Origin of the sequence: Rhodococcus sp. Leaf247 (genome assembly GCF_001426185.1) — a bacterium.
GTDB lineage: Bacteria > Actinomycetota > Actinomycetes > Mycobacteriales > Mycobacteriaceae > Rhodococcoides.
Window position 1 is genome coordinate 380,571 of record NZ_LMRP01000003.1, and the last position, 25,727, is coordinate 406,297.

Consider the following 25,727-nt stretch of genomic DNA (forward strand, 5'->3'; position numbering starts at 1 on the left):
AAAAAAGTCCGAACGAATCTTTTTCGTACAACGTCCTGATCAGGGCGGATGTCGTATGCCGAATCCCAACTGTGTCATTTGTGACTGGAGTTCCGTAAGCGTTCGAAGTGTCGTACGGTTCGCAAGGCACTGCTTGGGGAAGAAGTGTCGCAGAGGGGCTGATCATTGCTCCCGGGGTCGGCCACGCACGGCCGTTGTTCGGGATCGCGTCGCGCTGCGCCATGCCTCCCCACGTATGCACGTGGGTGATTCCGCTCTGCGGACGTGAGGGAGACACAGTTGAAGCGATACGACCGACGCTCATCGATGCGGTCGCGTGCAGTTCGTCGCACTGTCGGGGGAGTAGTCGTCGCGACGGCTCTGATGCTGTCCGGTACCGGTCTTCTGACGCCCACACTCGCGTCCGCGGTCCCTCCGCCGCCGCCCAACCCGTCCGATTCCGACATCGCCGCCGCCGGCGCCCGTGTCGGAGATCAACTGGGGCGCGTCGGCCAACTCATCGACCAGGTCGCGTCGGCCAACCAGCAACTCGCCGCGATCGACGCGCAGGTCGCCATCAAGAGGGAAGACGTCAACAAGGCGCTCGTCGATCTGCAGAACGCGCGAACCGTCGCAGACGCGGCGGCCGCCGCCGTCGGCATCGCGCAGCAGGCACTTCGCGACGCGGGCCGGATGATTTCCGACGCGCAGACCAAGTTCGACGCCTTCGCCGTCACGGACTACGTGAAGGGCACCGGATCCGCCGGGTTCTCGTCGCTTCTCGACGCGCAGGGTCCCCAGGACGTGCTCGACCGTGCGCAGATCCTCCGCATGCTGTCCTCGAAGCAGAACGCGACGCTTGACGGCCTGCAGCGTGCGCGCACCGAGGAAGCAAACCGCGACTCCACGGCCCGCGCGAGCAAGCTCGAAGCCGACCGCGCCTCCGCCGAAGCCGATGCCAAGAAGTCCGAGGCGGAAGACGCCATCGCCGCCGCCGTGACGGCTCAGCAGGAACAGGCCGCACAGAAGGCGGCCGTCGAGTCGCAGCGTGACAGCGCCGCTGCCGAACTCGACCAGGCCAGGAACGCGGCCGCCGGCCTCGAGGGTCAGCGCGATGCCTACTCGCAGTGGGACCAGCAGCGTCAGGCGGAGGAAGCAGCTGCGGCAGCAGCGGCCGAAGCCGCCCAGCAGGCAGCCGTCGCAGCAGCCGCTCGGGTCGCGGCCGACCAGGCTTCCGCGGATCGCGCCGCAGCACTGGTGACGGGCGAACGAGACCACACCGATCTGGCCGGCAGCACGACCTCGTCGGGAACGACCTCCACCGGAACGACCTCGTCGGGCAGCACCAGTTCGTCGGGCAGCACCAGTTCGTCGGGAAGTACGTCGTCGGGAACGAGTTCGTCGGGTGCTACGAGTTCGGGTGGGGGCCGCGGCAGCAGCGGCAAGGATCCGTCGCTGACGGGGTCGGCTGCCATCGAACTGGTCATCGACCGAGGCATGTCGGTGCTGGGAACGCCCTACTCCTGGGGCGGCGGCAACGAGAACGGCCCGACCAAGGGGATCCGCGACGGCGGTGTCGCCGACAGCTACGGCGACTACAACAAGGTGGGTTTCGACTGCTCCGGCCTGATGATGTACGCCTTCGGTGGACTCGGCATCTCGTTGCCGCACTACACCGGCTACCAGTACACGGCCGGTAAGCAGGTGCCGTCGTCCCAGATGCGACGCGGGGACATGATCTTCTACGGCCCCGGCGCATCCCAACACGTCGCCCTGTTCCTCGGGGACGGCAAGATGCTCGAAGCTCCGCAGTCGGGTTCCGTGGTCAAGGTCTCACCCGTGCGGTTCGACGGCATGACGCCGTACGCCGTACGCATGGTCGAGTGACACCCCGTCCGAGCAGGTAGAACGTCGTGTGTCCTCGTCACCTGCCATAGTGGAACCCGGCAGGAAACGTTCCGGGCAGAAAGCGGTGGTTCCACAGGTGACGTCACGAGAGACCGACACGACCGATATCTCTCGGGATGTGCAGACACTCGAGAAGGCCGTCTACGAGGTCAAGCGCGTGATAGTCGGGCAGGACCGGCTCGTGGAACGCATTCTCGTGGGGCTTCTCGCACGAGGACACGTTCTGCTCGAAGGTGTACCCGGCGTGGCGAAGACACTGGCGGTCGAGACCTTCGCGACGGTCGTCGGCGGGTCGTTCTCGCGCGTCCAGTTCACTCCCGACCTCGTCCCTACCGACCTCATCGGTACGCGTATCTACCGGCAGGGCAAGGAAGAGTTCGACACCGAACTCGGTCCCGTCGTGGCCAACTTCGTTCTGGCGGACGAGATCAACCGCGCGCCGGCCAAGGTGCAGTCCGCGCTTCTCGAGGTCATGGCGGAGCGGCAGGTGTCCATCGGTGGCCACACGTACCCGATGCCCGACCCGTTCCTCGTCATGGCGACGCAGAACCCCATCGAGAACGAGGGTGTGTATCCCCTTCCCGAAGCACAGCGTGACCGCTTCCTGTTCAAGATCGTCGTGGACTACCCGTCGGTCGAGGAAGAGCGCGAGATCGTGTACCGCATGGGTGTCGCGGCGCCCACGCCGAAACAGATCCTCGACCCCGTCGAGTTGGTGCGCCTGCAGAACGTGGCCGCCTCGGTCTTCGTCCACCATGCACTCGTCGACTACGTGGTCCGCGTCATCGCCGCCACCCGTACGCCCCGCGACATCGGTCTCGAAGACGTGGCCGGGTGGATCGCGTACGGCGCGTCACCGCGCGCCACGCTGGGAATCATCAGCGCTTCCCGCGCCCTCGCCTTCGTGCGCGGCCGCGACTACGTGGTGCCTCAGGACGTTCTCGACGTCGTGCCGGACGTTCTCCGCCACCGGCTCGTCCTGTCGTACGACGCGCTGGCCGACGAGGTCACCCCGGAACAGGTCATCACCCGCATCCTGCAGACGGTCGGACTGCCGCAGGTGGGTGCACAGCCGGTCCAGCAGCCGCAAGCTCCCCAGCAGAATCCGAACAACGGTGCTGCGCCGCAACAGTTCCCGCCCCAGCAGCAAGGACCGCAGCAGCAGGGACCGCAGCAGCAAGGTCCCCAGCAGCAAGGACCGCAGCAACAGAATCCCCAGCCGCCCCAGCAGGGTGGTCCGGCACCGTGGATGCAGAAACAGGCTCCTGCTTCCGATCCCACGAGGTGAGCGTGGCGTCTCCAGGCGCCGGTTCCGGCACGCCGCCGCGCGCTCAGCGTGGTGCGCCCCCGTCGTTCGCGTCCGGCACTCTCGAGGATCCGCGACTGTCCGTCGCGTTGCGCACCCTTGAACTGACGGTGCGCCGTCGGCTGGACGGCGTGCTCCACGGTGACCACCTCGGCCTGATCCCGGGACCGGGATCGGAACCGGGGGACGCACGTGAGTACCAGCCGGGCGACGACGTCCGGCAGATGGACTGGTCGGTCACCGCCCGGACGACACACCCGCACGTGCGGCAGAGTGTTGCCGATCGCGAGCTCGAGACGTGGATGGCCGTCGACCTGTCGGCGTCGCTGGACTTCGGGACGGCCGGGTGCGAGAAGCGGGATCTGGCGGTCGCTGCGGCCTCCGCAATCGCGCACCTGACCAGTGGCGGCGGTAATCGCATCGGCGCCGTCATCGCCAACGGTGCCGACATCACGCGTGTTCCGGCTCGCGGGGGCCGTGCCCACATCCAGTCGATGCTCCGCACCGTCGCGACGACCCCGCACGCCTCCGACGGGGTTCGCGGCGACTTCGCCGGCGCGATCGACGCGTTGCGTCGACCGGAGCGTCGACGGGGAATGGTCGTGGTGATCAGCGATTTCCTCGGCACCACCGAGTGGGAACGTCCTCTCCGTGCTCTCGCGGCTCGCCACGACGTGTTGGCGGTCGAGGTACTCGATCCCCGCGACCTGGAGTTGCCCGACGTCGGTGACGTGGTTCTGCACGATCCTGAGACCGGGCGCACGCGCGAGTTCAGTACCACTCCGCAACTGCGCGCCGACTTCGCCCGCGCCGCCGCGGCGCATCGGAGCGATGTCGAGAAGATCCTTCGTGGGTGCAGCGCACCCCGTCTGACGCTGCGGACCGACGGTGACTGGATCGCCGACGTCGTCCGTTTCGTCTCACGCCGTCGCCACGGCGCCAGTCTGGGAGCGAGTACGCGGTGAGCCTGCAGGATTTCTCGTCGCCCTGGTGGCTGCTCTTCCTCGCGGTCGTCGCCGGCCTCGTCGCCGCCTACGTGCTGGCGCAGCGCCGACGCCAGCGCAACACGATGCGCTTCACCAACATGGAGCTGCTCGAGAAGGTGGCTCCCCGTCGCCCGGGCATCGTCCGCCACGTTCCGACCGCCTTGATTCTCGCGGGTCTGCTGTTCCTGACCGTCGCCCTCGCGGGCCCGACGGCCGATCAGCGTGTGCCGCGGAACAGGGCCACAGTCATGCTCGTGATCGACGTGTCGTTGTCCATGGAGGCCACGGACGTCGAGCCGACGCGTCTGGCCGCGGCGCAGCAGGCCGGTAAGGAATTCGCCGACGGTCTGACTCCGGGCATCAACCTGGGTCTCGTGGCGTTCGCCGGCACGGCCTCGGTGTTGGTGTCACCGACGACCGATCGTGAGGCGACGAAGTCGGCCATCGACCGGTTGCAGCTGGCAGAACGCACGGCCACCGGCGAGGCGATCTTCACCTCGATGCAGTCGATCGAGACCCTGGGCGCCGTGCTCGGTGGTTCCGACGCGGCACCGCCCGCCCGGATCGTGCTGCTGTCCGACGGCAAGCAGACCGTCCCCGAGAATCCCGACGACCAGCGCGGCGGGTACACCGCGGCGCGTGAGGCCGAGACCAAGGGGATCCCGATCTCGACGATCTCGTTCGGCACCAGCTACGGCACCGTCGACATCACCGACGAGCAGGGTGACACCCAGCGCGTCGCCGTGCCTGTCGACGATCCGTCGCTCGAGGAGATCGCGCAGTTGTCGGGCGGCAGTTTCTTCACCGCGTCGAGTCTCGAGGAGCTGACCGAGGTCTACGACACCCTCGAGGAACAGATCGGGTACGAGACGACGCGCGGCGATGCCAGCCGGCCCTGGCTCATCGCCGGAGTCCTGTTCATCACGGCGGGACTTGTCACAGCATTGTCCCTACGTCAGCGAGTGCCCTGAGCCGGATCGGTAGAGTACTGCCGGGCCGAGCGATGTCCTGTTCACGACGTCGGCCCGCCCACCGTCGATTCCACCGTGCTCCGAGAGAAGGTCCACTCGAATGTCCTCTGTTCCCGAGTCCTCCACACCCGACGCGGCGTCCGCCGGAGCGTTCGTCTCCAGGTCCGTGCTCGTGACCGGAGGCAACCGGGGCATCGGCCTCGCCGTCGCGCGTCGTCTCGCTGCGGACGGCCACAAGGTCGCTGTGACGCACCGCAGTTCCGGTGCGCCGGAGGGCTTGTTCGGCGTCCAGTGCGACGTCACCGACTCCGCGTCCGTCGACGCCGCGTTCACCGAGGTCGAGAAGCATCAGGGTCCGGTCGAGGTCCTCGTCGCCAACGCCGGCATCACCGACGACACCCTGCTCATGCGCATGACGGAGGAGCAGTTCACGTCGGTCATCGACGCGAACCTGACGGGCGCGTTCCGCGTCGCCAAGCGGGCCAGTCGGTCCATGCTCCGGGCGCGGTTCGGCCGGTTCGTCTTCCTCGGTTCCGTCGTCGGGCAGGCCGGTGGCCCCGGTCAGATCAACTACGCCTCGTCGAAGGCCGGAGTCGTCGGTATGGCCAGGTCGCTCACACGCGAGCTGGGCTCACGGTCCATCACCGCGAACGTCGTGGCTCCGGGCTTCATCGAGACGGACATGACCGCCGAACTCGACGACAAGTTGCGCGATCAGGCGCGCGAGTACATCCCGCTCAAGCGTCTCGGAACGCCCGAGGACGTGGCCGCAGTGGTCAGTTTCCTGGCGTCCCCGGACTCGAGCTACGTCTCCGGCGCCATCATCCCGGTCGACGGCGGCATGGGCATGGGTCACTGACCCGTTCTGCCGACTCACCGTCACCCGATTCCACTCTCACTCACCGAAAGGTCACATCGATCATGGGCGGACTGCTCGAAGGAAAGACCATTCTGGTCACCGGCATCATCACGGACGCGTCCATCGCGTTCCACGCCGCCAAGATGGCGCAGGAACAGGGCGCGAAGGTCATCATCACCGGCTTCGACCGTCTGCGTCTGATCGACCGCATCGCTCAGCGTCTGCCGCAGCCGGTCCCGCCGGCCATCGAACTCGACGCCACCAACGAGGAGCATCTCGCCGCTCTCGCCGATCGCATCACCGAGGTCGCACCCGAGGGAATCGACGGAGTGCTGCACTCCATCGCGTTCGCGCCGCGCACCCTGATGGGGCCGGGATCGAAGCCGTTCCTCGAGGGACCGGGCCCGGACGCCGCCGCGGCCTTCCAGATCTCCGCGTGGAGCTACGCGTCGCTGGCACGCGCCGTGCTGCCCGTCATGAACGAAGGCGGCTCCATCGTCGGTATGGACTTCGATCCGCGCACGGCGATGCCGTTCTACAACTGGATGGGTGTCGCGAAGGCGGCCCTCGAATCGGTCAATCGCTACGTCGCCCGCGAGGTGGGTGAAGCGAAGAAGGTGCGGTCGAACCTCGTCGCTGCCGGACCGATCAAGACGCTGGCCGCCAAGGCCATCGCGGGAACCGCCACCGGTGACGCCGACAAGATGAACCAGCTCAACGAGTACTGGAACGGCGCATCGCCCATCGGCTGGGACTTCAACGACCCCACCGCCGTGGCGAAGTCGATCTGCGCGCTGCTGTCCGACTGGTTGCCGGCCACCACCGGCTCGATCGTCTACGTCGACGGCGGCGCCAGCCACAACACCTGGCTTCCCGAGAACCTCTGAGCCAGTAGGGCGCCTGCGGTGCCCGCGCGAGGTCGCGGCACAATGAGGTCATGACCTACGACGCTCTTCTGCTGTTGTCCTTCGGCGGACCCGAAGGGCCTGACGAGGTGCGGCCCTTCCTCGAGAACGTCACTCGGGGAAGGGGCATTCCTCCGGAGCGTCTCGATGCGGTTGCCGAGCACTACCTGCACTTCGGTGGCGTCTCGCCGATCAACCGACTCAACCGCGAGATCATCGCCGCGGTCGAGACGGAGTTCGCCCTGACGGGCATCGACCTGCCCGTCTACTTCGGCAATCGCAACTGGCACCCGATGGTGGAGGACACCGTGTCGGCCATGAAGGCCGACGGAGTGCGCAACGCCCTGGTCTTCCCGACGTCGGCGTGGGGCGGGTACTCCGGGTGCCGCCAGTACCACGAGGACATCGCTCGTGCTCGCGCTGCTGTGGGTGACGGGGCGCCGCAGCTGACCAAGCTGCGCCAGTACTACGACCACCCGCTGATGGTGGACTCCTTCGCGGACGCGATCCGCGCCGCCCTGAGCAGACTTCCCGCGGATCGCCGTGACGGTGCGCGCGTGGTGTTCACCGCGCACTCCGTGCCCGTGTCGGCCGACGAGGCAGCCGGCCCACCGTTCGCCGGCGGTAATCTCTACAGCCGTCAGGTCACCGAGGCTTCCCGGCTGTGCGCCGCGGCGGCCGGCGTCGACGAGTTCGATGTCGTGTGGCAGTCGCGGTCGGGCCCGCCGCAGATCCCGTGGCTCGATCCCGATATCTGCGACCACCTCGAGGCCCTGTCCGCCTCCGGTGTCGACGCCGTGGTCATCTGCCCGGTCGGATTCGTCTCGGATCACCTCGAGGTGGTGTGGGACCTCGACACGGAAGCAGTCGAGAAGGCCGAGGAACTGGGAATGGCGCTCGAGCGAGCGGGAACACCCGGCGCGGACCCGCGTTTCGCCACCCTCGTGCGGACGTTGGTCCAGGAACGTACCGCCGATGTCGCCCCGCAGCGGCTGGGGTCGGAGCCGGCCTTCGGCACGACCGTCGACGGATCCCCGTGCAACCCCGGATGCTGCGAGCCTCCGGTGCGACGCCGCCCCGCCTGACACCCCGAACACCCCCCCGTGAGTACGCCGAAACTGTCGTGATCCGGGCCCGGATCACGACACTATGGACGTACTCGCCGGGGGTAGATCTAGCGCGGGTCGGACGCCAGATAGGTGTCGATGGCAGCGCGAACGGCTGCGCGCCGTGCGGTACGGACGGCGCTCTGCAAGGGTCGAAGGACCGCTTCGCGCGCCTCGGCGCCCGTGCTGCTCGCCGCCTGTGACGGTGCGGACGTGCGCGCTGCATCCAGGATGGCGTCGACGCGGTCGGCGGTGTCCAGCACTCGCGTCGTGCGCTCCGGGAGCGGGGGATAGCGGTGACGCCCGACCAGGGCCAGGCGCTCCGCGATCATGGTGTGCGGATCGTCCCCTCGCCCGGTCGCGACGGTCTGCAGGGCCGACAACGCTTCCGCCGCACCACGAACGGTGTCTCGCATGGAGTACTCGATCTCACCCAGCGAGAGTTCCTGGTACGTGGTGGGGACGGTGACCGTGAACACGGTCCAGCGCATCACATCCGGCCCCTCGTGGGTGGGTACGAAGGCGACGCCGGATCCACCGGGAACGCCGACGACGACGCCTTCACCGGCAAGCACTGCAGCAGAGCGGAATTTGCGGTCGCGGGGGAGTCCGGCGACGTCGCCCGGCGCCGGGAGCACGAGATCGACGGTCACATCGCGGTGTCCGACGGGGGCGGCATCACGGACGGTGCGGAGGAGTTCCGCCACCCCGACGTCGCGGGGCACGGGCCAGGGCAGTGACAGTCTGTCCGCCGTGTCCGGATCTCCGGCGACGACGAGACTGAGCGGACCCCATTCGGTGACGGCGTCGATGACGTCGTCGGGGGACGCGGCTCCGGCGAGCCAGGCGCCGCACCAGATGGCAAGGCTCGAGGATGGGGACGACACCTGTCGATCATAGGCGCCGGAGTCGTGTTCGACCGGCGTGCCTGCCCGTCGAGCGGTACCCGAACTGGGTAGCGTGGAGCCGCTCCGGCGGTCTGCCGGAGCGGTGTGAACGATGTGCAGCAGAGTCGACGAGCGAGGGTGGTCATGTCCGGGAACGACCGTTACGGCGGGGACATCTTCGCCGGTCATCCGCGAACCGTGCGTCGTGTCGCACCGACGGTGGCGGCCGAGCGCGATCTGGTCGTGGAGGACGCGGCGACCGGTTTCTGCGGCGCGGTGGTCGGTTTCGAGCGCACGTACGACGGTGACTTCGTCCGATTGGAGGACCGCCGTGGAGTCCGTCGGTTGTTCGCGATGAGAGAGGCCGCCTTCCTCGTCGACGGCGCACCCGTGACGCTGACCAAGCCGAGGCCGGTCGCGGCCACCACCGCAACACGATCCGCGTCGGGCTCGACCACGGTGCAGAATGTGCGCGCGAAAGTTGCTCTGCCGAGCCGTATCTGGGTCGAGGGCATTCACGACGCCGCCATCGTCGAACGGGTCTGGGGCCACGACCTGCGGGTCGAGGGCGTGGTCGTCGAGCATCTCGAGGGGCTCGACAACCTTGCGGACCGGTTGCAGGAGTTCGGCCCCGGCCCCGGCCGCAAGGTCGGCGTACTGGTGGACCACCTCGTGGACGGATCCAAGGAGGACCGGCTCACGCGCTCCCTCGGTCCGTACGTGACCGTCACGGGACACCCGTACATCGACGTGTGGGAAGCGGTGAAGCCCGCGTCGCTCGGCATCGACGGGTGGCCGCGCATCCCGCGCGGAACGGACTGGAAGACGGGCGTCTGTCGCGAATTGGGCTGGGGGACACCGCAGGACGGGTGGCGCAAGGTCTACGGTGCGGTGTCGACGTTCCGTGACCTGGAAGCGCCGCTAATCGGTGCCGTGGAGCGTCTCGTCGACTTCGTCACCGTCCCCGACGAAAACGGGTGACCCGGTCGGTAACGATCGGTGCACGACGCTGTTCAGCACCCCACGGCGTCGGTGTTCGTGGCTACTGTGGGTGGCGTGGTTGCACTTCTGTGGTTGGTCGGAGCGGTGATTCTCGCTGCCGGTGAGGCACTGTCCGGAGACTTCTTCCTGTTGATGTTGGCCGGTGGCGCCCTGGGCACCGCGGGCGTCTCGGCCCTGACGGACCTTCCCGTGTGGGGCGATGCACTCGTGTTCGCTGCGCTGTCCGCGGCTCTGATCCTCGGTGTCCGGCCGGCGCTCACCCGCCGGTTCTCCACGCCGCCGCCGACGCCCACCGGTATCGCGGCCCTGACGGGACGTCATGCCCGGGTGATCGACGCCGTGGGTGAGCATTCGGGAACGGTGAAGCTCGACGGCGACGTGTGGACGGCTCGTCCGCTCGATCCCACCGAGGTGTACACGGCCGGAACGACCGTGACCGTGATGAAGATCGACGGCGCCACGGCCGTCGTGTGGAAAGGACCCTAGATGGCCGACTATGCCGCCTTGATCGCCCTTGCCGTGGTCGTACTCTTCGTGGCCGTGGTGGTGGCCAAATCGGTGACGCTGGTCCCGCAGGCCGAGGCCGCGGTGATCGAGCGACTGGGCCGTTACTCCAAGACGGTGTCCGGGCAGCTGACGTTCCTCGTGCCGTTCGTCGATCGCGTGCGCGCGAAGGTCGACCTGCGCGAGCGTGTCGTCTCGTTCCCCCCGCAGCCGGTGATCACGCAGGACAACCTGACGGTGTCCATCGACACCGTCGTCTACTTCCAGGTGACGACGCCGCAGGCCGCGGTCTACGAGATCAGCAACTACATCGTCGGTGTCGAGCAGCTCACCACCACCACCTTGCGCAACGTGGTCGGTGGCATGACGCTGGAAGAGACTCTGACGTCTCGTGATTCGATCAACGGCCAGTTGCGAGGGGTGTTGGACGAGGCCACCGGTCGATGGGGCCTCCGCGTCGCCCGCGTCGAGCTCAAGAGCATCGATCCGCCTCCGTCGATCCAGGAGTCGATGGAGAAGCAGATGAAGGCCGACCGTGAGAAGCGCGCCACCATCCTCACGGCGGAAGGACACCGGGAGTCGTCCATCAAGACGGCCGAGGGTGACAAGCAGTCCCAGATCCTCTCGGCCGAGGGCGCCAAGCAGGCCGCGATCCTGGCCGCCGAGGGTGAGCGTCAGTCCCGCATTCTTCGTGCGCAGGGCGAGCGCGCTGCGAAGTACCTGAACGCGCAGGGTGAGGCGAAGGCCATCGAGAAGGTGTTCGACGCCATCAAGGCGGGCAAGCCGACGCCCGAGTTGCTCGCGTACCAGTACCTGCAGACGCTGCCGAAGATGGCGCAGGGCGATGCCAACAAGATGTGGGTCGTTCCGTCCGACTTCGGGGATGCGCTGAAGGGCTTCGCGAAGAATCTCGGTGCGCCGGGTGACGACGGTGTGTTCCGGTTCGAGCCCAGCGATCAAGGCGCCGGACACACCAAGGCCGCCGACGACACCGAGGAGGTCGCCGACTGGTTCGACACGACGACCGACCCGGCCATCGCTCGCGCTGTCGCCGACGCTGAGGCAGTGGCGCGCAAGCCTGTCGACACGTCCCTGTCCGCGGCGGCCCCGCCGAAGCAGGAGGCGACGGACGTGGAGACGCCCGCGATCGAGAATCAGGACGGGCAGCGGGAGCTGGACGTCTGACGGTCGGTCAGTTCGCCAGACCTGCTCCCACTCCGCCGGCGGCCAACGCCCAGAGAACGCTGGTGAAGGTGCCGATGATGAAGTACTCGGATGCGCGGGGATCGCGTAGTTCGGGGTAGCGCGCCAGGCCTTTGACGGCCAGGACGACGGCGATGCCTTCCGGCCATCCGGCGAGTATCGACACGACGACGGCGATGCGTTCGAGAGTGCCGATGACGAGACCCCCGCGAAGAACGGGGCGATCGTCGTCGGCACTGTCGTCTCCGGGTTCGGGTCGCCGGCGCGAGAGATGGAACACGGCCGGGACCACCGCGGCGCCGCCGGCGACGGCAGCCAGGACCGTCAGAGCGAGCACCGCGACGAGTGCTACGCCGGTGACAGGTTCGGGCGCTGCGGCCGCGGCACATCCCGCCACGGCGAGCCCCAGCGCCGCGATGACGGCCGGCAACCACCACGGCGCACGACGGTGCGTTCTTCTCGCGCGGGGAACGGTCGGGACGGGGGCCGCGGGAACGGTCACGGAGGACGCGGCGATCACGAGGGCGACCAGAGCGATCACGGTCATGCGCGTGACCCCTCGTCGCAGGCGTGGCGATCGGCATCGGCGAGCAGTCGGGCGACGACCGGACGTGCCGCTCGCTCGGCATGCCACCCCGCGACGGACAGTCGTTGGGACACTGCTTGCGGTGTGATGGACAGTTCCGCGGCGACGGCGGTCTGGGAACCGAGTCGACGCACGCTGTCGACGGCGGCGCGTCCCTGCTCGCTGCGGCGCACCAGGAGTGTGGCCAGCAGCGTGGTGACGGCGTCCGCGTCCGCGGCGGAGGCGCCGTGGCGTCCGCGCACGGCAATGTGGGCGGGGGAGTTCTTCGCGCTGTCCACCGCCTCGCGCGCCGCTTCGAAGGCCGGTCCGCGGCCGGCCCTGGTGGAGGCGGGCAGCGGGTCCTCCACGCTGCCCACGCCGATGCCGACACTCCAGTGCCCGTCCTCGACCAGGGCGAGGGCGGTGTCGAGGGTGTCGGTCGCGTCGTCGGAGACCGCCTGGACCTCGTCCCCGGCGGTGCGTTCGAACGGGCGGAGCAGCGTGGTGGAGCGGCCCAGGATGTCGGCGACGCGATCGACGTCGCGTCGACTGCCTCGCTGGTCCACGGTCAGTACGAACATCTATCAACCCTAGAAGCTTGATCTGCTCACATCAAGCCCTCAGTCTTGATAACTACGTTCAAGATCAAGTTTCAGAACTTGATAGATCCATATCAAGGTTCAGCGCTTGATATCGCTGTCCGATTCTGTGGAGTCGGTGATCGGAAGCGCCGTCTCGAGCACCGGTAACCGCGCGTCGAGGACGAGACCCACGATGCCCACTCCGATGCAGACCGCCGAGACGGCGAGAAGAATCGGGTCCCCGTTGCCGGCAAGTGCGTCGCCGAGCAGCACGATGCCGACGGTGCCGGGAATCACGCCCACGAGTGTGGCCAGCGCGAACGGCACCAGGCGAACGGCCGACAGGCCTGCGGAGTAGTTCACGACCGAGAACGGCACCGGAGCGATCAGGCGCAGGCTCCCCACCGCCAGCCATCCGCGTCGCGCGAGTCGAGCGTCGACCGCGCGGATCAGGGGGTGATTCAAGCGCGTCGCCACCACGTCGCGTCCGAGAGCGCGGACGAGGAGGAACGCCAGCACCGCGCTGACGGTCGTGGCCGACACCGCGACGGACACGCCGGTCACCGGCCCGAACAGCACCCCGGCCGACACCGTGAACAGGGTTCGAGGGACAGGAGCGATGGTGACGACCGCGTGGGCGACGAAGAAGGCCAGCGGAAAAAGAGGGCCGACAGCGGTAGCCCAGTGGCGCATCCGGTCGACCGACGGCAGCGGAACGAGCACGGCGATCGCGATCAGTCCACCGACGACCACGACGGCGAGCAGCACGCGGAGGAGGACGGCGCGGCGGTTCCGCGGGGTGCGAACCTCGCCGTCGGAGCGCGGCGCGAGGCCCGGTGTCGTCACGACAGTTCACGCTACCGAACGTGGCAGCGAGCACCGCTCCACGCGCTACTAGGAGGCCCGATGCTCGGACGCCCTAGTTCTGTGAAGTTTGTCTCAGGTCACCATGTCGAGAGTCGCGATACCGTGCCTCGAGGTGCGGTTAACATCACACCATCCGCAGGCGCGAAAGGGACACATGGCCACCTCACACACCGGGACACCGAGCCCCGTCGCTACCGACGACGTCGGCGCCGCTGTTCCCGTGAGCAGCGCCGAGGAAGGTCTGACCACCTGGCGACGCGGAGTCGCCGGCGTCCTGGCCAAAGCCCGCCGCGTCGACGTCTCCGAGCTGCCCGAGCATCCCGAGACGCTCCTCGACGAGACGACGTACGACGGAGTGACCGTCCGTCCCCTGTACGGCCCGTTGGACGAGACGGCGGAGGAGCCGCTGCCCGGCACCTACCCGTTCACCCGCGGAAGCGACGCCCACCGCGACGTCACCGTCGGATGGCTGGTGGCCGGCCGCTTCGGTCATGCGGACACCGACGACCTCAACTCCCTGATACTCGACGGCCTGCAGAACGGCACCAGCGCGTTGTGGCTCACCACGACGGGAATCGGCGCGCAGGGTCTGACCGGTGCGCTCGACGGTGTCCTGCTGGACCTCGCGCCGCTCACCCTCGATGCGGGAGCCGACGTCGTCGCGGTCTCGGAGGCACTGTTCGCCCTCCTCGACGAGCGGGGCACGTCCGCGGACGTCCGTCTGGGTGCCTCACCGTTGACCGACTCGTTCGCCGGGCTGACCGGAGCGAGCCTGGACGACACCCTGGACCTCGCCCGTCGGGCATCGGCCCGCCCCGAGCGGATCCGCGCCATCACCCTCGACGGCACCGTGTTCCACGCCGCGGGAGCGGGGGATGCGCAGGAGATCGGGCTGGCCGCTGCGGCCGGCCTCGACTATCTCCGAGCAGCGACTGCCGCCGGCATGTCCGCGGCCGACGCACTCGACCAGATCGAGATCCGACTCGCCGCGACGGACGAGCAGTTCGAGACCATCGCCAAGTTCCGTGCCGCACGCCGCGTCTGGGCTCGTATCGCCGACGTGCTGGGGGCCCCGGACCATGGCGGTGCGCCCCAGCACGCCGTCACCTCGGCCGCGATGATGACCCAGCGTGACCCCTGGGTGAACATGCTGCGCACGACTCTCGCAGCGTTCGGTGCCGGCGTCGGGGGCGCGGATTCGGTCACGGTCCTCCCGTTCGACGCCGCGGTTCCCGGTGGCGCGGCCGACGTGTCCCGGACGTTCGCCGCCCGCATCGCTCGCAACACCCAACTGCTGCTGCTCGAGGAATCGCACCTCGGGCGGGTCCTCGATCCCGCCGGCGGCTCCTGGTACGTCGAATCCTTGACCGACGCCCTGGCGGACTCCGCGTGGTCGGTGTTGCAGAACATCGACCGTGCAGGTGGCTACCGCGCCGCGCTCGAGTCCGGCGAGATCGCCCGGACGGTCGAGGAGACCCGTCTCAGCCGTGCATCGGACATCGCGCACCGCCGCACCTCGGTCACCGGAGTCAACGAGTTCCCCAACCTCCAGGAACCGTCGCCCGCCGCGTCCGGTGACGGAACGGTCGCCGGTCGCCCCGTTCACCGCTACGCCGCCGACTTCGAGGCGCTGCGCGATCGCAGCGATGCGGTGCTGCGGGACAAGGGAAGTCGGCCGGTCGTCCTGTTGGCCCCCCTGGGAAGCATCGCCGAGCACAACGGACGTACCACCTTCGCCGCGAACCTGATGGCGTCGGGCGGCATCGAGGCCGTCAACCCGGGCGCCGACGCGGACCTCGCCGCGGTGGCGCGGGAGACAGGGTCGCCGATCGCTGTCCTGTGCGGCTCGGACAAGCGATACGCCGCCGAGGGCCCCGCCGCCGTCGCCGCGCTACGGCAGGCCGGCGTCGAGACGGTTCTCGTGGCAGGCGGGAAGTCGGCATTCGCGGACGCGACCGACGAGCAGACCCCGGACCGATACCTCGGTCTCACCATCGACGCCGTCGCGGAGCTCAGTTCGCTCCTCGACACGCTCGCGGGCGAGGTCCGCACGGAAGGACGTACCGCATGACCGGCAACCGCACCACCGACCATGACGACGACAGGGGAACCGTCGGCAGTTTCGCGGACGTGCCGCTGACCGACCCCGGGGCGTCGGACGTCGCCGCACCCGGCGCCGACGATGCCCGCGCGCACGTCGAGGCCGCAGCATCGGCCCACGGATACACGCCGGAGCAGGTCGTCTGGTCGACGCCCGAGGGCATCGACGTCCGGCCCATCTTCACCGGTGCCGACCGAGCGGAGGCGGCCGAGGCCGGCTACCCGCTGGACTCGTACCCGGGCACGGCGCCGTTCCTCCGCGGCCCGTACCCGACGATGTACGTGAATCAGCCGTGGACCATCCGTCAGTACGCGGGGTTCTCGACGGCATCGGAGTCCAACGCGTTCTACCGTCGCAACCTCGCGGCCGGTCAGAAGGGTCTCTCGGTCGCGTTCGACCTGGCGACGCACCGCGGCTACGACAGCGACCACCCCCGCGTGCAGGGCGACGTGGGTATGGCGGGCGTCGCGATCGACTCCATCTACGACATGCGCCAACTGTTCGACGGGATCGACCTGGGGTCGGTGTCGGTGTCGATGACCATGAACGGTGCGGTGCTGCCGATCCTCGCGCTGTACGTCGTGGCGGCCGAGGAGCAGGGCGTCGGACCCGAGAAGCTCGCCGGCACCATCCAGAACGACATCCTCAAAGAGTTCATGGTGCGCAACACCTACATCTACCCACCCGAGCCGTCGATGCGGATCATCTCCGACATCTTCGCCTACAGCTCCACGCACATGCCGAAGTTCAACTCGATCTCCATCTCCGGCTACCACATCCAGGAGGCCGGTGCGACAGCCGATCTCGAACTGGCCTACACCTTGGCCGACGGTGTGGAGTACATCCGCGCCGGGCTCGCCGCGGGCATGGACATCGACACGTTCGCTCCGCGCCTGTCCTTCTTCTGGGCCATCGGCATGAACTTCTTCATGGAAGTTGCCAAGCTCCGCGCCGGGCGTCTCCTGTGGGCCGAGTTGGTGCAGAAGTTCGACCCGTCGAGTGCCAAATCGCTGTCCCTGCGCACACATTCGCAGACATCGGGGTGGTCGCTGACGGCGCAGGACGTGTTCAACAACGTCTCGCGTACCTGCATCGAGGCCATGGCGGCGACGCAGGGTCACACGCAGTCACTGCACACGAACGCGCTCGACGAGGCGCTGGCGCTGCCGACCGACTTCTCCGCGCGCATCGCCCGTAACACCCAGCTGCTGCTGCAGCAGGAGTCCGGCACGACGAGGCCGATCGACCCGTGGGGCGGCTCGTACTACGTGGAGTGGCTGACACATCAGCTCGCCGATCGCGCCCGCGCGCACATCGCCGAGGTCGAGGAGGCCGGCGGCATGGCCAAGGCCATCGGCGAGGGAATACCCAAGCTGCGCATCGAGGAAGCGGCGGCACGCACCCAGGCCCGCATCGACTCCGGCCGTCAGCCGCTGGTCGGGGTCAACAAGTACGTTCCCGACGAGCCCGACACCATCGAGGTGCTCAAGGTCGAGAACTCGCGCGTACGTACCGAGCAGATCGAGAAGCTCGAGCGACTGCGCGAGGAACGTGATCCGGGCCGCGTCGAGGCGGCGCTGTCCGCGCTGACCGCTGCCGCCGCGTCCACCGAGGGCGGAATGGAGAACAACCTGCTCGCCCTCGCCGTCGACGCAGCCCGCGCGATGGCCACGGTGGGGGAGATCTCGGACGCCCTCGAGAAGGTCTACGGCCGTCACCGCGCCGAGATCCGCACCATCAGCGGTGTCTACCGCGACGAGGCAGGGAAGGCGAAGAACATGGTCCACGCCGGTGAGCTCGCCAGTGCCTTCGCCGACGCCGAGGGACGTCGCCCCCGCATCCTGGTCGCGAAGATGGGGCAGGACGGACACGACCGCGGCCAGAAGGTGATCGCCACCGCGTTCGCCGACATCGGCTTCGACGTCGACGTCGGCCCGCTGTTCCAGACGCCCGACGAGGTGGCTCACCAGGCCGCGGACAACGACGTGCACGTCATCGGCGTCTCGTCCCTGGCCGCGGGTCACCTGACGCTGGTTCCCGCCCTGCGGGAGGCGCTCACGGAGGTCGGTCGCCCGGACATCATGGTCGTCGTCGGCGGTGTCATCCCGCCCGGTGACTTCGAGGCCTTGCGTGAGGCCGGCGCCGCGGCGATCTTCCCGCCCGGCACCGTGATCGCCGACGCCGCCGTGGATCTGATCGAGCAGCTCGCGGTCTCGCTCGGTCACCGCGAGGCAGCGGCGGACGCAGGAGCGAACGCCTGAGCATGGTGACTGCAGCCTCCCGCCGCCCGCCGGTGGACGTGGCCGCGTTGGCGGCGTCCATCCGTGCCGGTGAGCGTGCCGGTCTGGCCCGCGCGATCACCCTGGTGGAATCCACACGCACCGACCATCGTGATCTGGCGCAGCAACTCCTCCTCGAGGTGCTTCCCGACGCCGGCGGCGCTCACCGCGTCGGCATCACGGGTGTCCCCGGCGTGGGCAAGTCGACGTTCATCGACGCCCTGGGAATGTCGTTGATCGAGCGTGGCCACCGCGTCGCCGTGCTGGCCGTGGACCCGTCGTCGACACGCACCGGTGGTTCGATCCTCGGCGACAAGACCCGGATGGCGCGGCTGACCGTGGCCGAGAACGCGTACATCAGGCCGTCTCCGACGTCGGGGACGCTCGGTGGGGTGGCCAAGGCGACACGCGAGACGATCGTGCTGCTCGAGGCCGCGGGCTACGACGTGGTCCTGGTGGAGACCGTGGGTGTCGGCCAGTCCGAGATCACGGTCGCGGGCATGGTGGACACGTTCTGTTTCCTGACGCTCGCGCGCACCGGAGATCAGCTGCAGGGCATCAAGAAGGGTGTTCTCGAGCTGGCCGACGTGGTGGCGGTGAACAAGGCGGACGGCAAGCATCTGCGGGATGCGAAGAGTGCGGCACGCGAACTGGCGGGGGCGCTACGCCTGATCTACCCGCACGACGCGCTGTGGAAGCCGCCCGTGCTGACCATGAGCGCGATCGAGGAGACGGGGCTCGACGAGTTCTGGGACACGGTCTGCCGACATCGCGACGTGCTCACGGCCGCAGGACAATTCGAGGCTCGTCGACGCGATCAGCAGGTCCAGTGGGTGTGGACGATGGTGCAGGATCAGCTGATGCGGCGGTTGGCATCGAACGCCTCCGTCACCGCGGTGAAGGCGGATGTCGAGCGGCGCGTCGCCGACGGATCGTTGACCGCAGCTCTGGGCGCGCAGGAAATTCTGACGGCGTTCGACAGCTGAGTCAGCGGGTGGCTGCGAAGGTGCCCACTGTCTCCAGCAGATGATCGAAGAACGCCTCGGGATCCGTCGCCACGGCGATCGCTGCGTTGGGACGACGGTTCCAGAACCCACGCCGGTCCGCGACAGTCGTTCCGCGAGTCAGGGTTCCGGTCAGCTCCACGTCGACGGTCGCGAGTGCGTACTCCGCCATCTCGGGGTGCAGCGCCACGGCGGCCGCGAACGGGTCGTGCATGTGAGCGAGATAGCCCTCACCCTGCGCATGGTGGAATTCCATGTAGAACCGCACGGCATCCGTCAGATGACGCACGATCGGCACCGATGCCTGCGAGCGCCGGCCACGGTCGTCGATCGACAGGTCTTCCACCGGAACGCTTCCCGAGATCTCGGCCAGCCGGGCGACATGGGCGGGGTGCATCTCGATACGCTCGGTCAGACCCAACGCGCACACGATGGGCTCGCGACCGCCCGGAACGGACTCGAACGCGTCGAAGACTTCCTTCGCGGATTCCGGGTCCACGGCGACGTTCCACTCGGAGGTCGGGGTGGTGTTGCCGGGATGGTCGAAACTGCCGCCCATGATGACGACGCGCTTCAACAACGTGGGCAGCTCGGGCTCGAGGCGAAGGGCGAGAGCAAGATTGGTCATGGGACCGGTGACCAGGCCGACCAGTTCGCCGGGGTTCTCCCGGGCCAGATCCACCCAGGCGTGCGCCGCCGACCGTGTCGACACCGCCCTGCTGCTCTGCGGGAGCTCCGCGTATCCCACACCGAGTGGACCGTGGGTGTCCTCGGTGGTCATCAGCGGCGCCACCAGCGGACCGTCCGCTCCCACCGCAACCTCGACGCCCGAGAGCCCGCACATGTCCAACCACGCCAGGGTGTTCCGGGTGACCTGTGCGGTGGGGACGTTGCCGGCGGTGCAACATACCGCGACCACCTCGGCGTCGGCACTGGCCGCCAGGTACACGAGGGCGAGCGAGTCGTCGATACCGGTGTCGACGTCGACGATCAGGCGCGTCCGAGAAGGCATGGGCTCATTGTGTCAGCGTCGGAAAGCGGGGTTCGTCGCGTCCCCACGGCCGCGCCGGCCACGGATGGTCGGTGTAGTCCGACAATGCCGGGCGGGAGGTGCTCACCCCACCGACGGTGACGACGTGATCGCCCTGCGGCAGTACAGGATCCGGGGGCTCCTCGACGCGGCCGCCCGCATCGAGGAGCCATGCCGCCGTGCGCGCCAGAGACACGGACACCGTGCGTCCGATGCCGCCGTCCTCTCTCGCCGCGAGCGCATCGACGATGCCGGCAGCCAGCAGATGACCCGACGCGTGGTCGAGCGCCTGCACCGGGAGCGCACCCGGTGTGTCGGCCTTCCCGTCGACCGACCGGCCTCCGGCCTTCCCGCCGCCGCACACGGCGGCAATACCCGACGCAGCCTGGACCAACGAGTCGAATCCTCGCCGCCGCGCCCACGGACCGCGGGAGCCCCAAGCATTCACGGTCCCGATGACGGCGCCGCTGGGCCGATACGACCGCACGTAGTCGTCGATGTAGGAGCCGGTCCGGTAGCCGCACACCACCACGTCGACCGAGGACAGCAGTGCGGCCAGACGGTCGTCGTCGTCCTCGGTCAGCACGTCGAGCAATGTCGAGAACTTGCCGGCCCCGGTATCGAGGTGCTGCGAGACGATTTCCGGGAGCGCGGGGGAGTCGACCCGCAGGACCGATGCGCCCAGCAGTGCCAGGTCCCGCGTCGCCACGGGGCCTGCGATGACCCGCGTGAAGTCCAGGACACGCAGTCCGGCGAGGGGACGTCGTGTGTCGGTGGACGGGTCGATCGGGGACGGTGCACCATCGGGCCTGACGGTCGAGGCGACCAGGGGGCCGGTCCGCGAGAATCTGCCCGCTGGAGTCCCGAACCAATCGGCCTCCGTGCGTACCGCCACCACCAGAGCGCCGGCGTCCGCAGCGCGCTGCTCGAGTTCGAACGCCGGTGCGCGCGCCACCGCGGCAGCCACGCTGTCGCGATCGGACGGATCCGGCAAGCCCAGAACCGACAGCAGGCGTCGACGGTGGTGGTCGTAGTTGGCGTGCGTGCGGACCCACCCGTCGGCCGCGCGGAAGAACCCGGACAACTCGGCGAAGCCGGGAACGGCGCGACCGTCGACACGTAGAAGTCGGTCGCCCGCGAACGATGCCGCCACCCGGTCACCGGAGATCGACCAGGCGCGCGACTCGAGCCCGACGACGCTCCGGTAGCGGTCCACCGCCGTGCACAGCGCGGCTACGGATCCGGTGGCGAGCTCGGCGACGGGCAGGGTCGAGGCGAGCACGCCGCCGGACACCGGAGTGACGGCGATCTCGCCGATCGGTTCGAGACCGAGATCGGCCTGGTACCGACCGACGAGCGACATCGCGGTCACACCTTGCGTGCGGTGATCTCCATGCCTGCCCCGCGCAGTCGGTCCACCAGCGCGTCACCGATTCCCGACGCCGGTGTCAGCACGCCGCCGCCGAGGGACGGCAATGCGTCGCGGTCGAGCGCCAACGCGAGGGCGGACTCGCCGAGCATCATCGCCGTCGCGGCGTATCCGGGGTCGCCCTTGGCCTTGACCCGCGACACGTAGTGCTCGTCGGTGCTGGTCGTGGTGTAGATGTCGATGGTGAAGTGACCCTTCTGGCGGGTCTTCTCGCTCGGGCCGTCACCCGGCTTGGGGAGCACCTTGTCCAGCAGGAACCGAGTGGGCTTGAACGCCATACCGGCCACGAAGGCGCCGAGACCCGCCAGCACCGCACCGGCGATCACCGGCGACGCGGGAGACGAGCCCACGCTCATGACCTCGCTGTAGCGGAAGTTCTTGCCGTACGCGTAGCCGCGGAGCGCATTCGACCGCCGCACCACGCGGGTGTTGTAGGACGCCATGACGAACGGCGCCTTCCAGCCCTTCAGCGACGGGTGGATGTCGGACCCCTTCTTGAGGGGCATGTCGTTCTGACGGCCGAGGTCGGGTTCGATCGACCGGTCCGGGCTCAGCGAGTACGGGCTCGCCGCCATCTTCGCGGCAGCACGGTCCTTCGTGATCTCGTCGATCTGGCCGCGGAGGGAGTCGATGGTGCCGCCGCTGACACCGCCGCTCATCGACGTGACCACCAGCGTGGTGTCGGTCAGATCGCCGGCGCCGTCGCCATTGACCTTCGAGTACAGCGCGTGCACGCCCAGATCGGAGGGCACCGAGTCGAACCCGCAGGAGTGCACGATGCGGGCACCCGTCGTGCGAGCCAGCTCGTGGTTCTCGTCGGCACTGAGGCGGGCGAACAGTACCTCGCCGGTGAGGTCGACGTAGTCGGTTCCGCCGGCCGCGCACACGTGCGCCAAGGTGCGTCCGAACTTCGCGTAGGGGCCCACGGTGGTGATGACGACCTGCGTGCGCGAGGCCATCTCCGTCAGAGCGGCCTCGTCGTCGGCGTCGGCCACGACGAGCTCCCAGTCGGCTGCTCGCGCCGGGAGGCCGGACCTGGTCGACTCCAACTTCTGCCGCGAACGCCCTGCCAGAGCGATCCTGGCGTCGGCGGGAGCGTGGTTCGCGAGGTACTCCGCCGTCAGCGCTCCGACGAATCCTGTTGCGCCGTAGACGACGACGTCGAGTTCGCGATCGTGCGTGCTCGTATGCGATGTGTCGGTCATTCCCCGACCCTACAAGCCGGTCACCAGGACCAGGTGTGCACCGGTTCGCCCTCGTGCATCAGCTCCAGGTAATCGGACAGCATGCCGGCGACGGCCCGTTCCCGACTCTCGCCCGCCCGCTCACGGGCCACGACGGCGTTGCGTTGCCACACGGACCCCGATTGCCGACGCAGACATCTGCCCTCGATGACGCCGAGGTACCGGTCGCGGACCTCGGTGTCCACCCCGTACGACGCCAGTCCCGCCTCCGCCATCGGAAGCAGACGACGCAGGACGAGTTCCTGCGGGGAGATCCATCCGACCTCGGGCCAGTACAGGCGCGAGTCGAACCCGCTGCGCGCCGCCGAGTGGAGATTCTCCACGGCGGCATCGAACGACATCTGGGTCCACACCGGCCGGTCGGCGTCGACGAGTGCGCGCAGTGCCCCGTAGTACAGGGCGGCATCGGCCATGACGTCGAGCACGGACGGGCCGGCGGGCAGAACACGGTTCTCGAGTCGGATGTGGTGTTCGCCGTTCGAGGTGTCGTAGATCGGCCGGTTCCACCGGTAGACCGTGCCGTTGTGCATCCGCAGCTCCGTCAGGGCCGGGGTGCGACCGGCCGCCAGCTCCGCCATCGGATCCTCGTCGGAGACCACCGGGAGCAGCGCGGGGAAGTAGCGGGAGTTCTCCTCGAACAGGTCGAAGATCGAGGTGATCCACCGTTCACCCATCCAGACACGCGGCCGCACTCCCTGATTGATCAGTTCCGGCGGACGGGTGTCGGTGGCCTGCTCGAACAGAGGGATACGCGTCTCGTGCCATAGCGCTTTGCTACCCAGGAACGGGGAGTTCGCGGCGAGTGCCACCTGGACACCCGCGAGCGCCTGGGCCGCGTTCCAATGGGCCGGGAATTCCGCCGGAGCGACCTGCAGATGGAGCTGGACCGACGTGCACGCCGCCTCGGGAAGAATGGTGTCCGAGAACTCCTTCAACGACTCGACGTCGGTGCCGCCCGGGAGCGGCACACCCGTGATCGAGAGTTCGATGTCCTCGCCGCGTGCCGCGAAGATCTGCTGGTTCAGCAGGTCGTACCGAGGGTTGCTGGAGAGCCACTGGTGAGCGAAGTGCTCGGAGGTCAGGGTCGGCAGCATGCCGATCATGGCCAGAGCGCAGCCCGATTCCTTCGCGCGAGCATCCGCGGTGTTCAGGGATTCGCGCAGCCCCATTTCGAGCTGGTGCATGCGGTCGCCCGCGAGTGGCTCCGGGGCGACGTTTATCTCGATGTTGAACTGACCCAGCTCGGTCTGGAAATCCGGGTCGGCGATGGCTTCGAGGACGGCCGCGTTCGCCATGGCCGGCTGCATGTCCTCGTCGACGAGGTTGAGTTCGATCTCCATGCCCAGCCGGGGTTCGTCGACCTGGAAGCTGTCGTCCGCGAGCATCGATGCCAACGCGTCCAGACACTCCTGCACCTTGTGCCGGAACCGCTGCCGGTCCTGACGGCTGAACGTGCGCTGCTCGACCTCGTCGCCCATTCTCTCATCACACCATGTGACGGATCACCAGGGTGAGGCTGCGTAGTCCTTCAGGAACTTGCCGTGCAGATCCAGACCCAGCTCGCCCTGGACGATCGGGTCGTACACACGCGCGGCGCCGTCCACCAGATCGAGCGGAGCGTGGAACCCTTCGTCGGCCAGACGGATCTTGGTGGGGTGCGGACGCTCGTCGGTGATCCACCCCGTGTCCACCGCGCTCATCGAGATGCCGTCGTCCATCATCTCGTTCGCGCTGGTGCGGGTCAGCATGTTGAGCGCCGCCTTGGCCATGTTCGTGTGCGGGTGGCCGGGACCCTTGTAGCCGCGCCCGAACTGCCCTTCCATTGCCGAGACGTTGACGATGTAGGCCCTGCGGTACGACGACGCAGCCAGCGCGGAACGCAGTCGGGAGACCAGGATGAACGGCGCGACGGAGTTGCACAGCTGCACCTCGAGCAGTTCCACCGGGTCGACCTGATCGACGGTGTGCACCCAACTGTTGGTGGGGGCCTCGTCCGGAACGAGTCCGCCGGCGTCGATCGCCGTACCGGCAGCCATGCGCTGCAGGGAGGACGAACCGGCGACCAGCGCCATGGAGGTCACCTGCGACGGCCCCATGTTCGCCATGACAGCGGTGTCGAGGGCGACGCTCTCTCCGTCGGTCTCGCCGAAAGCCCCGACCAGCGCGGCCGGGTGGGCATCGCTCGTGGCGCCGAACGTGCGCACCCCGAGCGCGGCGAGATCGACGCCGTGCTCACCGTCCTCGAGGGCGGTGTAGGAACCGGCGGACCGCTTGACCGTCTGCGCGGCGTTGTTGATCAGGATGTCCAGCGGGCCCTCGGCGGCCACCGCATCGGCGAAGGCCACCACCTGGGCAGGGTCGCGCAGATCGATACCGACCACGGACAGCCGATGCATCCAGTCGTGGCTGTCGTGCATGGACGAGAAGCGGCGGACAGCGTCGGCGGGGAAGCGGGTGGTGATGGTGAGGTGGGCGCCGTCGCGCAACAGACGCAGGGCGATGTACATGCCGATCTTGGCGCGACCGCCGGTGAGCACCGCCCGACGACCGGTGAGATCCGTTCGCGCATCGCGCTTCCGGTGGTTCAGGGCTGCGCACGCGGGGCAGAGCTGATGGTAGAACGCGTCGACGACGGTGTAGCGCTGCTTGCAGATGTAGCAGGGTCGAGCGCGCTGCAACGTGCCCGCGCTGTCGCTGGTGGTGGCCGATGTCAACGCCAGACCCGCGGTCTCGTCGTCGATCCGTTCGGGGGAGCCGGTAGCCGTGGCGGCCACGACGGCGCGGTCCGCCTCGGCCACCCTCGCGCGCGAGTCGAGCCGCCGACGCTTCTTGACGGCCTTGAAGAGGCCGGCGGTGGCTCGCCGCACCGCGACGGAATCGGGGTGGTTCTCGTCGAGAGCGGCGGCGCGGTCGAGAACGCGGATGCAGGCTGCCAACTCGTCGGGGTCGATACCCGTCATCTCTTCCTCACCCTTCGCAGAAGGACCGTCACATGACAAAGCCCCGACTCC

Annotated in this window: 22 protein-coding genes; 13 read left to right on the forward strand and 9 right to left on the reverse strand. The window is 68.4% G+C overall.

The window, feature by feature from the left end; genetic code table 11:
• Window positions 1–306 precede the first annotated feature (306 nt).
• The 7 genes from ASG64_RS17100 (at window position 307) to ASG64_RS17130 (ending at window position 7,999) form a co-directional block, all read left to right on the forward strand.
• A complete protein-coding gene (locus tag ASG64_RS17100) occupies window positions 307–1,866 on the forward strand; it encodes an NlpC/P60 family protein (RefSeq protein ID WP_056074777.1) in 1,560 nt (519 codons plus the stop codon).
• A 97-nt stretch (window positions 1,867–1,963) separates the two neighbouring features.
• A complete protein-coding gene (locus ASG64_RS17105; protein WP_156388450.1) occupies window positions 1,964–3,175 on the forward strand; it encodes an AAA family ATPase in 1,212 nt (403 codons plus the stop codon).
• A 2-nt stretch (window positions 3,176–3,177) separates the two neighbouring features.
• A complete protein-coding gene (locus tag ASG64_RS17110) occupies window positions 3,178–4,158 on the forward strand; it encodes a DUF58 domain-containing protein (protein ID WP_056074780.1) in 981 nt (326 codons plus the stop codon).
• The gene (locus tag ASG64_RS17115; protein ID WP_042574576.1) at window positions 4,155–5,150 is read left to right on the forward strand and encodes a VWA domain-containing protein; all 996 of its coding nucleotides are present in this window, start codon (window positions 4,155–4,157) and stop codon (window positions 5,148–5,150) included. The genes ASG64_RS17110 and ASG64_RS17115 overlap by 4 nt, the downstream gene beginning before the upstream one ends.
• Window positions 5,151–5,250: 100 nt before the next feature.
• The gene (fabG1, locus tag ASG64_RS17120) at window positions 5,251–6,009 is read left to right on the forward strand and encodes a 3-oxoacyl-ACP reductase FabG1 (protein WP_056074782.1); all 759 of its coding nucleotides are present in this window, start codon (window positions 5,251–5,253) and stop codon (window positions 6,007–6,009) included.
• A 62-nt stretch (window positions 6,010–6,071) separates the two neighbouring features.
• Window positions 6,072–6,896 carry an NADH-dependent enoyl-ACP reductase InhA gene (gene inhA / locus ASG64_RS17125; RefSeq protein WP_042574574.1) on the forward strand — a complete coding sequence of 275 codons (825 nt, stop codon included), beginning with the start codon at window positions 6,072–6,074 and terminating at the stop codon, window positions 6,894–6,896.
• A 50-nt stretch (window positions 6,897–6,946) separates the two neighbouring features.
• Complete coding sequence (locus tag ASG64_RS17130; RefSeq protein WP_056074784.1) at window positions 6,947–7,999, forward strand: ferrochelatase; 1,053 nt, start codon at window positions 6,947–6,949, stop codon at window positions 7,997–7,999.
• An 89-nt stretch (window positions 8,000–8,088) separates the two neighbouring features.
• Here the strand turns inward: ASG64_RS17130 and ASG64_RS17135 are convergent, their stop codons facing one another.
• Window positions 8,089–8,907, reverse strand: a complete 819-nt coding sequence (locus tag ASG64_RS17135) for a hypothetical protein (protein ID WP_056074785.1) — start codon at window positions 8,905–8,907, stop codon at window positions 8,089–8,091.
• Between the two features lie 144 nt (window positions 8,908–9,051).
• On the opposite strand from ASG64_RS17135, the gene ASG64_RS17140 reads away from it, so the two are divergent.
• The 3 genes from ASG64_RS17140 (at window position 9,052) to ASG64_RS17150 (ending at window position 11,598) form a co-directional block, all read left to right on the forward strand.
• Window positions 9,052–9,888: a DUF3097 domain-containing protein gene (locus ASG64_RS17140; protein ID WP_056074788.1), complete on the forward strand. Its 837-nt coding sequence runs from the start codon at window positions 9,052–9,054 to the stop codon at window positions 9,886–9,888.
• Window positions 9,889–9,963: 75 nt separating this feature from the next.
• Entirely contained in the window at window positions 9,964–10,395 is a 432-nt protein-coding gene (locus ASG64_RS17145) for an NfeD family protein (protein WP_042572526.1), read from the forward strand.
• A complete protein-coding gene (locus ASG64_RS17150) occupies window positions 10,396–11,598 on the forward strand; it encodes an SPFH domain-containing protein (RefSeq protein ID WP_082518566.1) in 1,203 nt (400 codons plus the stop codon). It begins immediately after the preceding gene.
• 7 nt (window positions 11,599–11,605) lie between these two features.
• Here the strand turns inward: ASG64_RS17150 and ASG64_RS17155 are convergent, their stop codons facing one another.
• From ASG64_RS17155 to ASG64_RS17165, 3 genes are all read right to left on the reverse strand, one after another.
• Window positions 11,606–12,163, reverse strand: coding sequence for a hypothetical protein (locus ASG64_RS17155; protein ID WP_056074790.1), 558 nt, complete (start codon window positions 12,161–12,163; stop codon window positions 11,606–11,608).
• Entirely contained in the window at window positions 12,160–12,762 is a 603-nt protein-coding gene (locus ASG64_RS17160; protein WP_056074792.1) for a hypothetical protein, read from the reverse strand. The genes ASG64_RS17155 and ASG64_RS17160 overlap by 4 nt, the downstream gene beginning before the upstream one ends.
• A gap of 99 nt (window positions 12,763–12,861) precedes the next feature.
• Window positions 12,862–13,530, reverse strand: a complete 669-nt coding sequence (locus ASG64_RS17165; RefSeq protein WP_056075150.1) for a TVP38/TMEM64 family protein — start codon at window positions 13,528–13,530, stop codon at window positions 12,862–12,864.
• Between the two features lie 253 nt (window positions 13,531–13,783).
• Here ASG64_RS17165 and ASG64_RS17170 point away from each other — a divergent pair, with 253 nt between their 5' ends.
• From ASG64_RS17170 to meaB, 3 genes are read left to right on the forward strand one after another with little or no spacing between them, the layout of a single operon-like run.
• The gene (locus tag ASG64_RS17170; protein WP_082518567.1) at window positions 13,784–15,700 is read left to right on the forward strand and encodes a methylmalonyl-CoA mutase family protein; all 1,917 of its coding nucleotides are present in this window, start codon (window positions 13,784–13,786) and stop codon (window positions 15,698–15,700) included.
• The gene (gene scpA, locus ASG64_RS17175) at window positions 15,697–17,991 is read left to right on the forward strand and encodes a methylmalonyl-CoA mutase (RefSeq protein WP_056074794.1); all 2,295 of its coding nucleotides are present in this window, start codon (window positions 15,697–15,699) and stop codon (window positions 17,989–17,991) included. Before ASG64_RS17170 ends, scpA begins: the two co-directional genes overlap by 4 nt.
• A gap of 2 nt (window positions 17,992–17,993) precedes the next feature.
• Window positions 17,994–18,995 (forward strand): methylmalonyl Co-A mutase-associated GTPase MeaB, encoded by a 1,002-nt coding sequence (gene meaB / locus ASG64_RS17180; RefSeq protein ID WP_056074795.1) that lies wholly within the window; start codon window positions 17,994–17,996, stop codon window positions 18,993–18,995.
• Between the two features lies 1 nt (window position 18,996).
• Here the strand turns inward: meaB and ASG64_RS17185 are convergent, their stop codons facing one another.
• The 5 genes from ASG64_RS17185 to ASG64_RS17205 are packed head-to-tail and all read right to left on the reverse strand — an operon-like array spanning window position 18,997 to window position 25,676.
• Complete coding sequence (locus ASG64_RS17185) at window positions 18,997–20,025, reverse strand: nucleoside hydrolase (RefSeq protein ID WP_056074797.1); 1,029 nt, start codon at window positions 20,023–20,025, stop codon at window positions 18,997–18,999.
• A gap of 4 nt (window positions 20,026–20,029) precedes the next feature.
• Entirely contained in the window at window positions 20,030–21,406 is a 1,377-nt protein-coding gene (locus ASG64_RS17190) for a CoA transferase (RefSeq protein WP_056075154.1), read from the reverse strand.
• 5 nt (window positions 21,407–21,411) lie between these two features.
• Window positions 21,412–22,677, reverse strand: a complete 1,266-nt coding sequence (locus ASG64_RS17195; RefSeq protein ID WP_042572502.1) for a saccharopine dehydrogenase family protein — start codon at window positions 22,675–22,677, stop codon at window positions 21,412–21,414.
• Between the two features lie 20 nt (window positions 22,678–22,697).
• Window positions 22,698–24,194: a glutamate-cysteine ligase family protein gene (locus tag ASG64_RS17200; protein ID WP_056074798.1), complete on the reverse strand. Its 1,497-nt coding sequence runs from the start codon at window positions 24,192–24,194 to the stop codon at window positions 22,698–22,700.
• Window positions 24,195–24,218: 24 nt separating this feature from the next.
• A complete protein-coding gene (locus ASG64_RS17205; RefSeq protein WP_056074800.1) occupies window positions 24,219–25,676 on the reverse strand; it encodes an SDR family NAD(P)-dependent oxidoreductase in 1,458 nt (485 codons plus the stop codon).
• Between the last annotated feature and the right edge of the window lie 51 nt (window positions 25,677–25,727).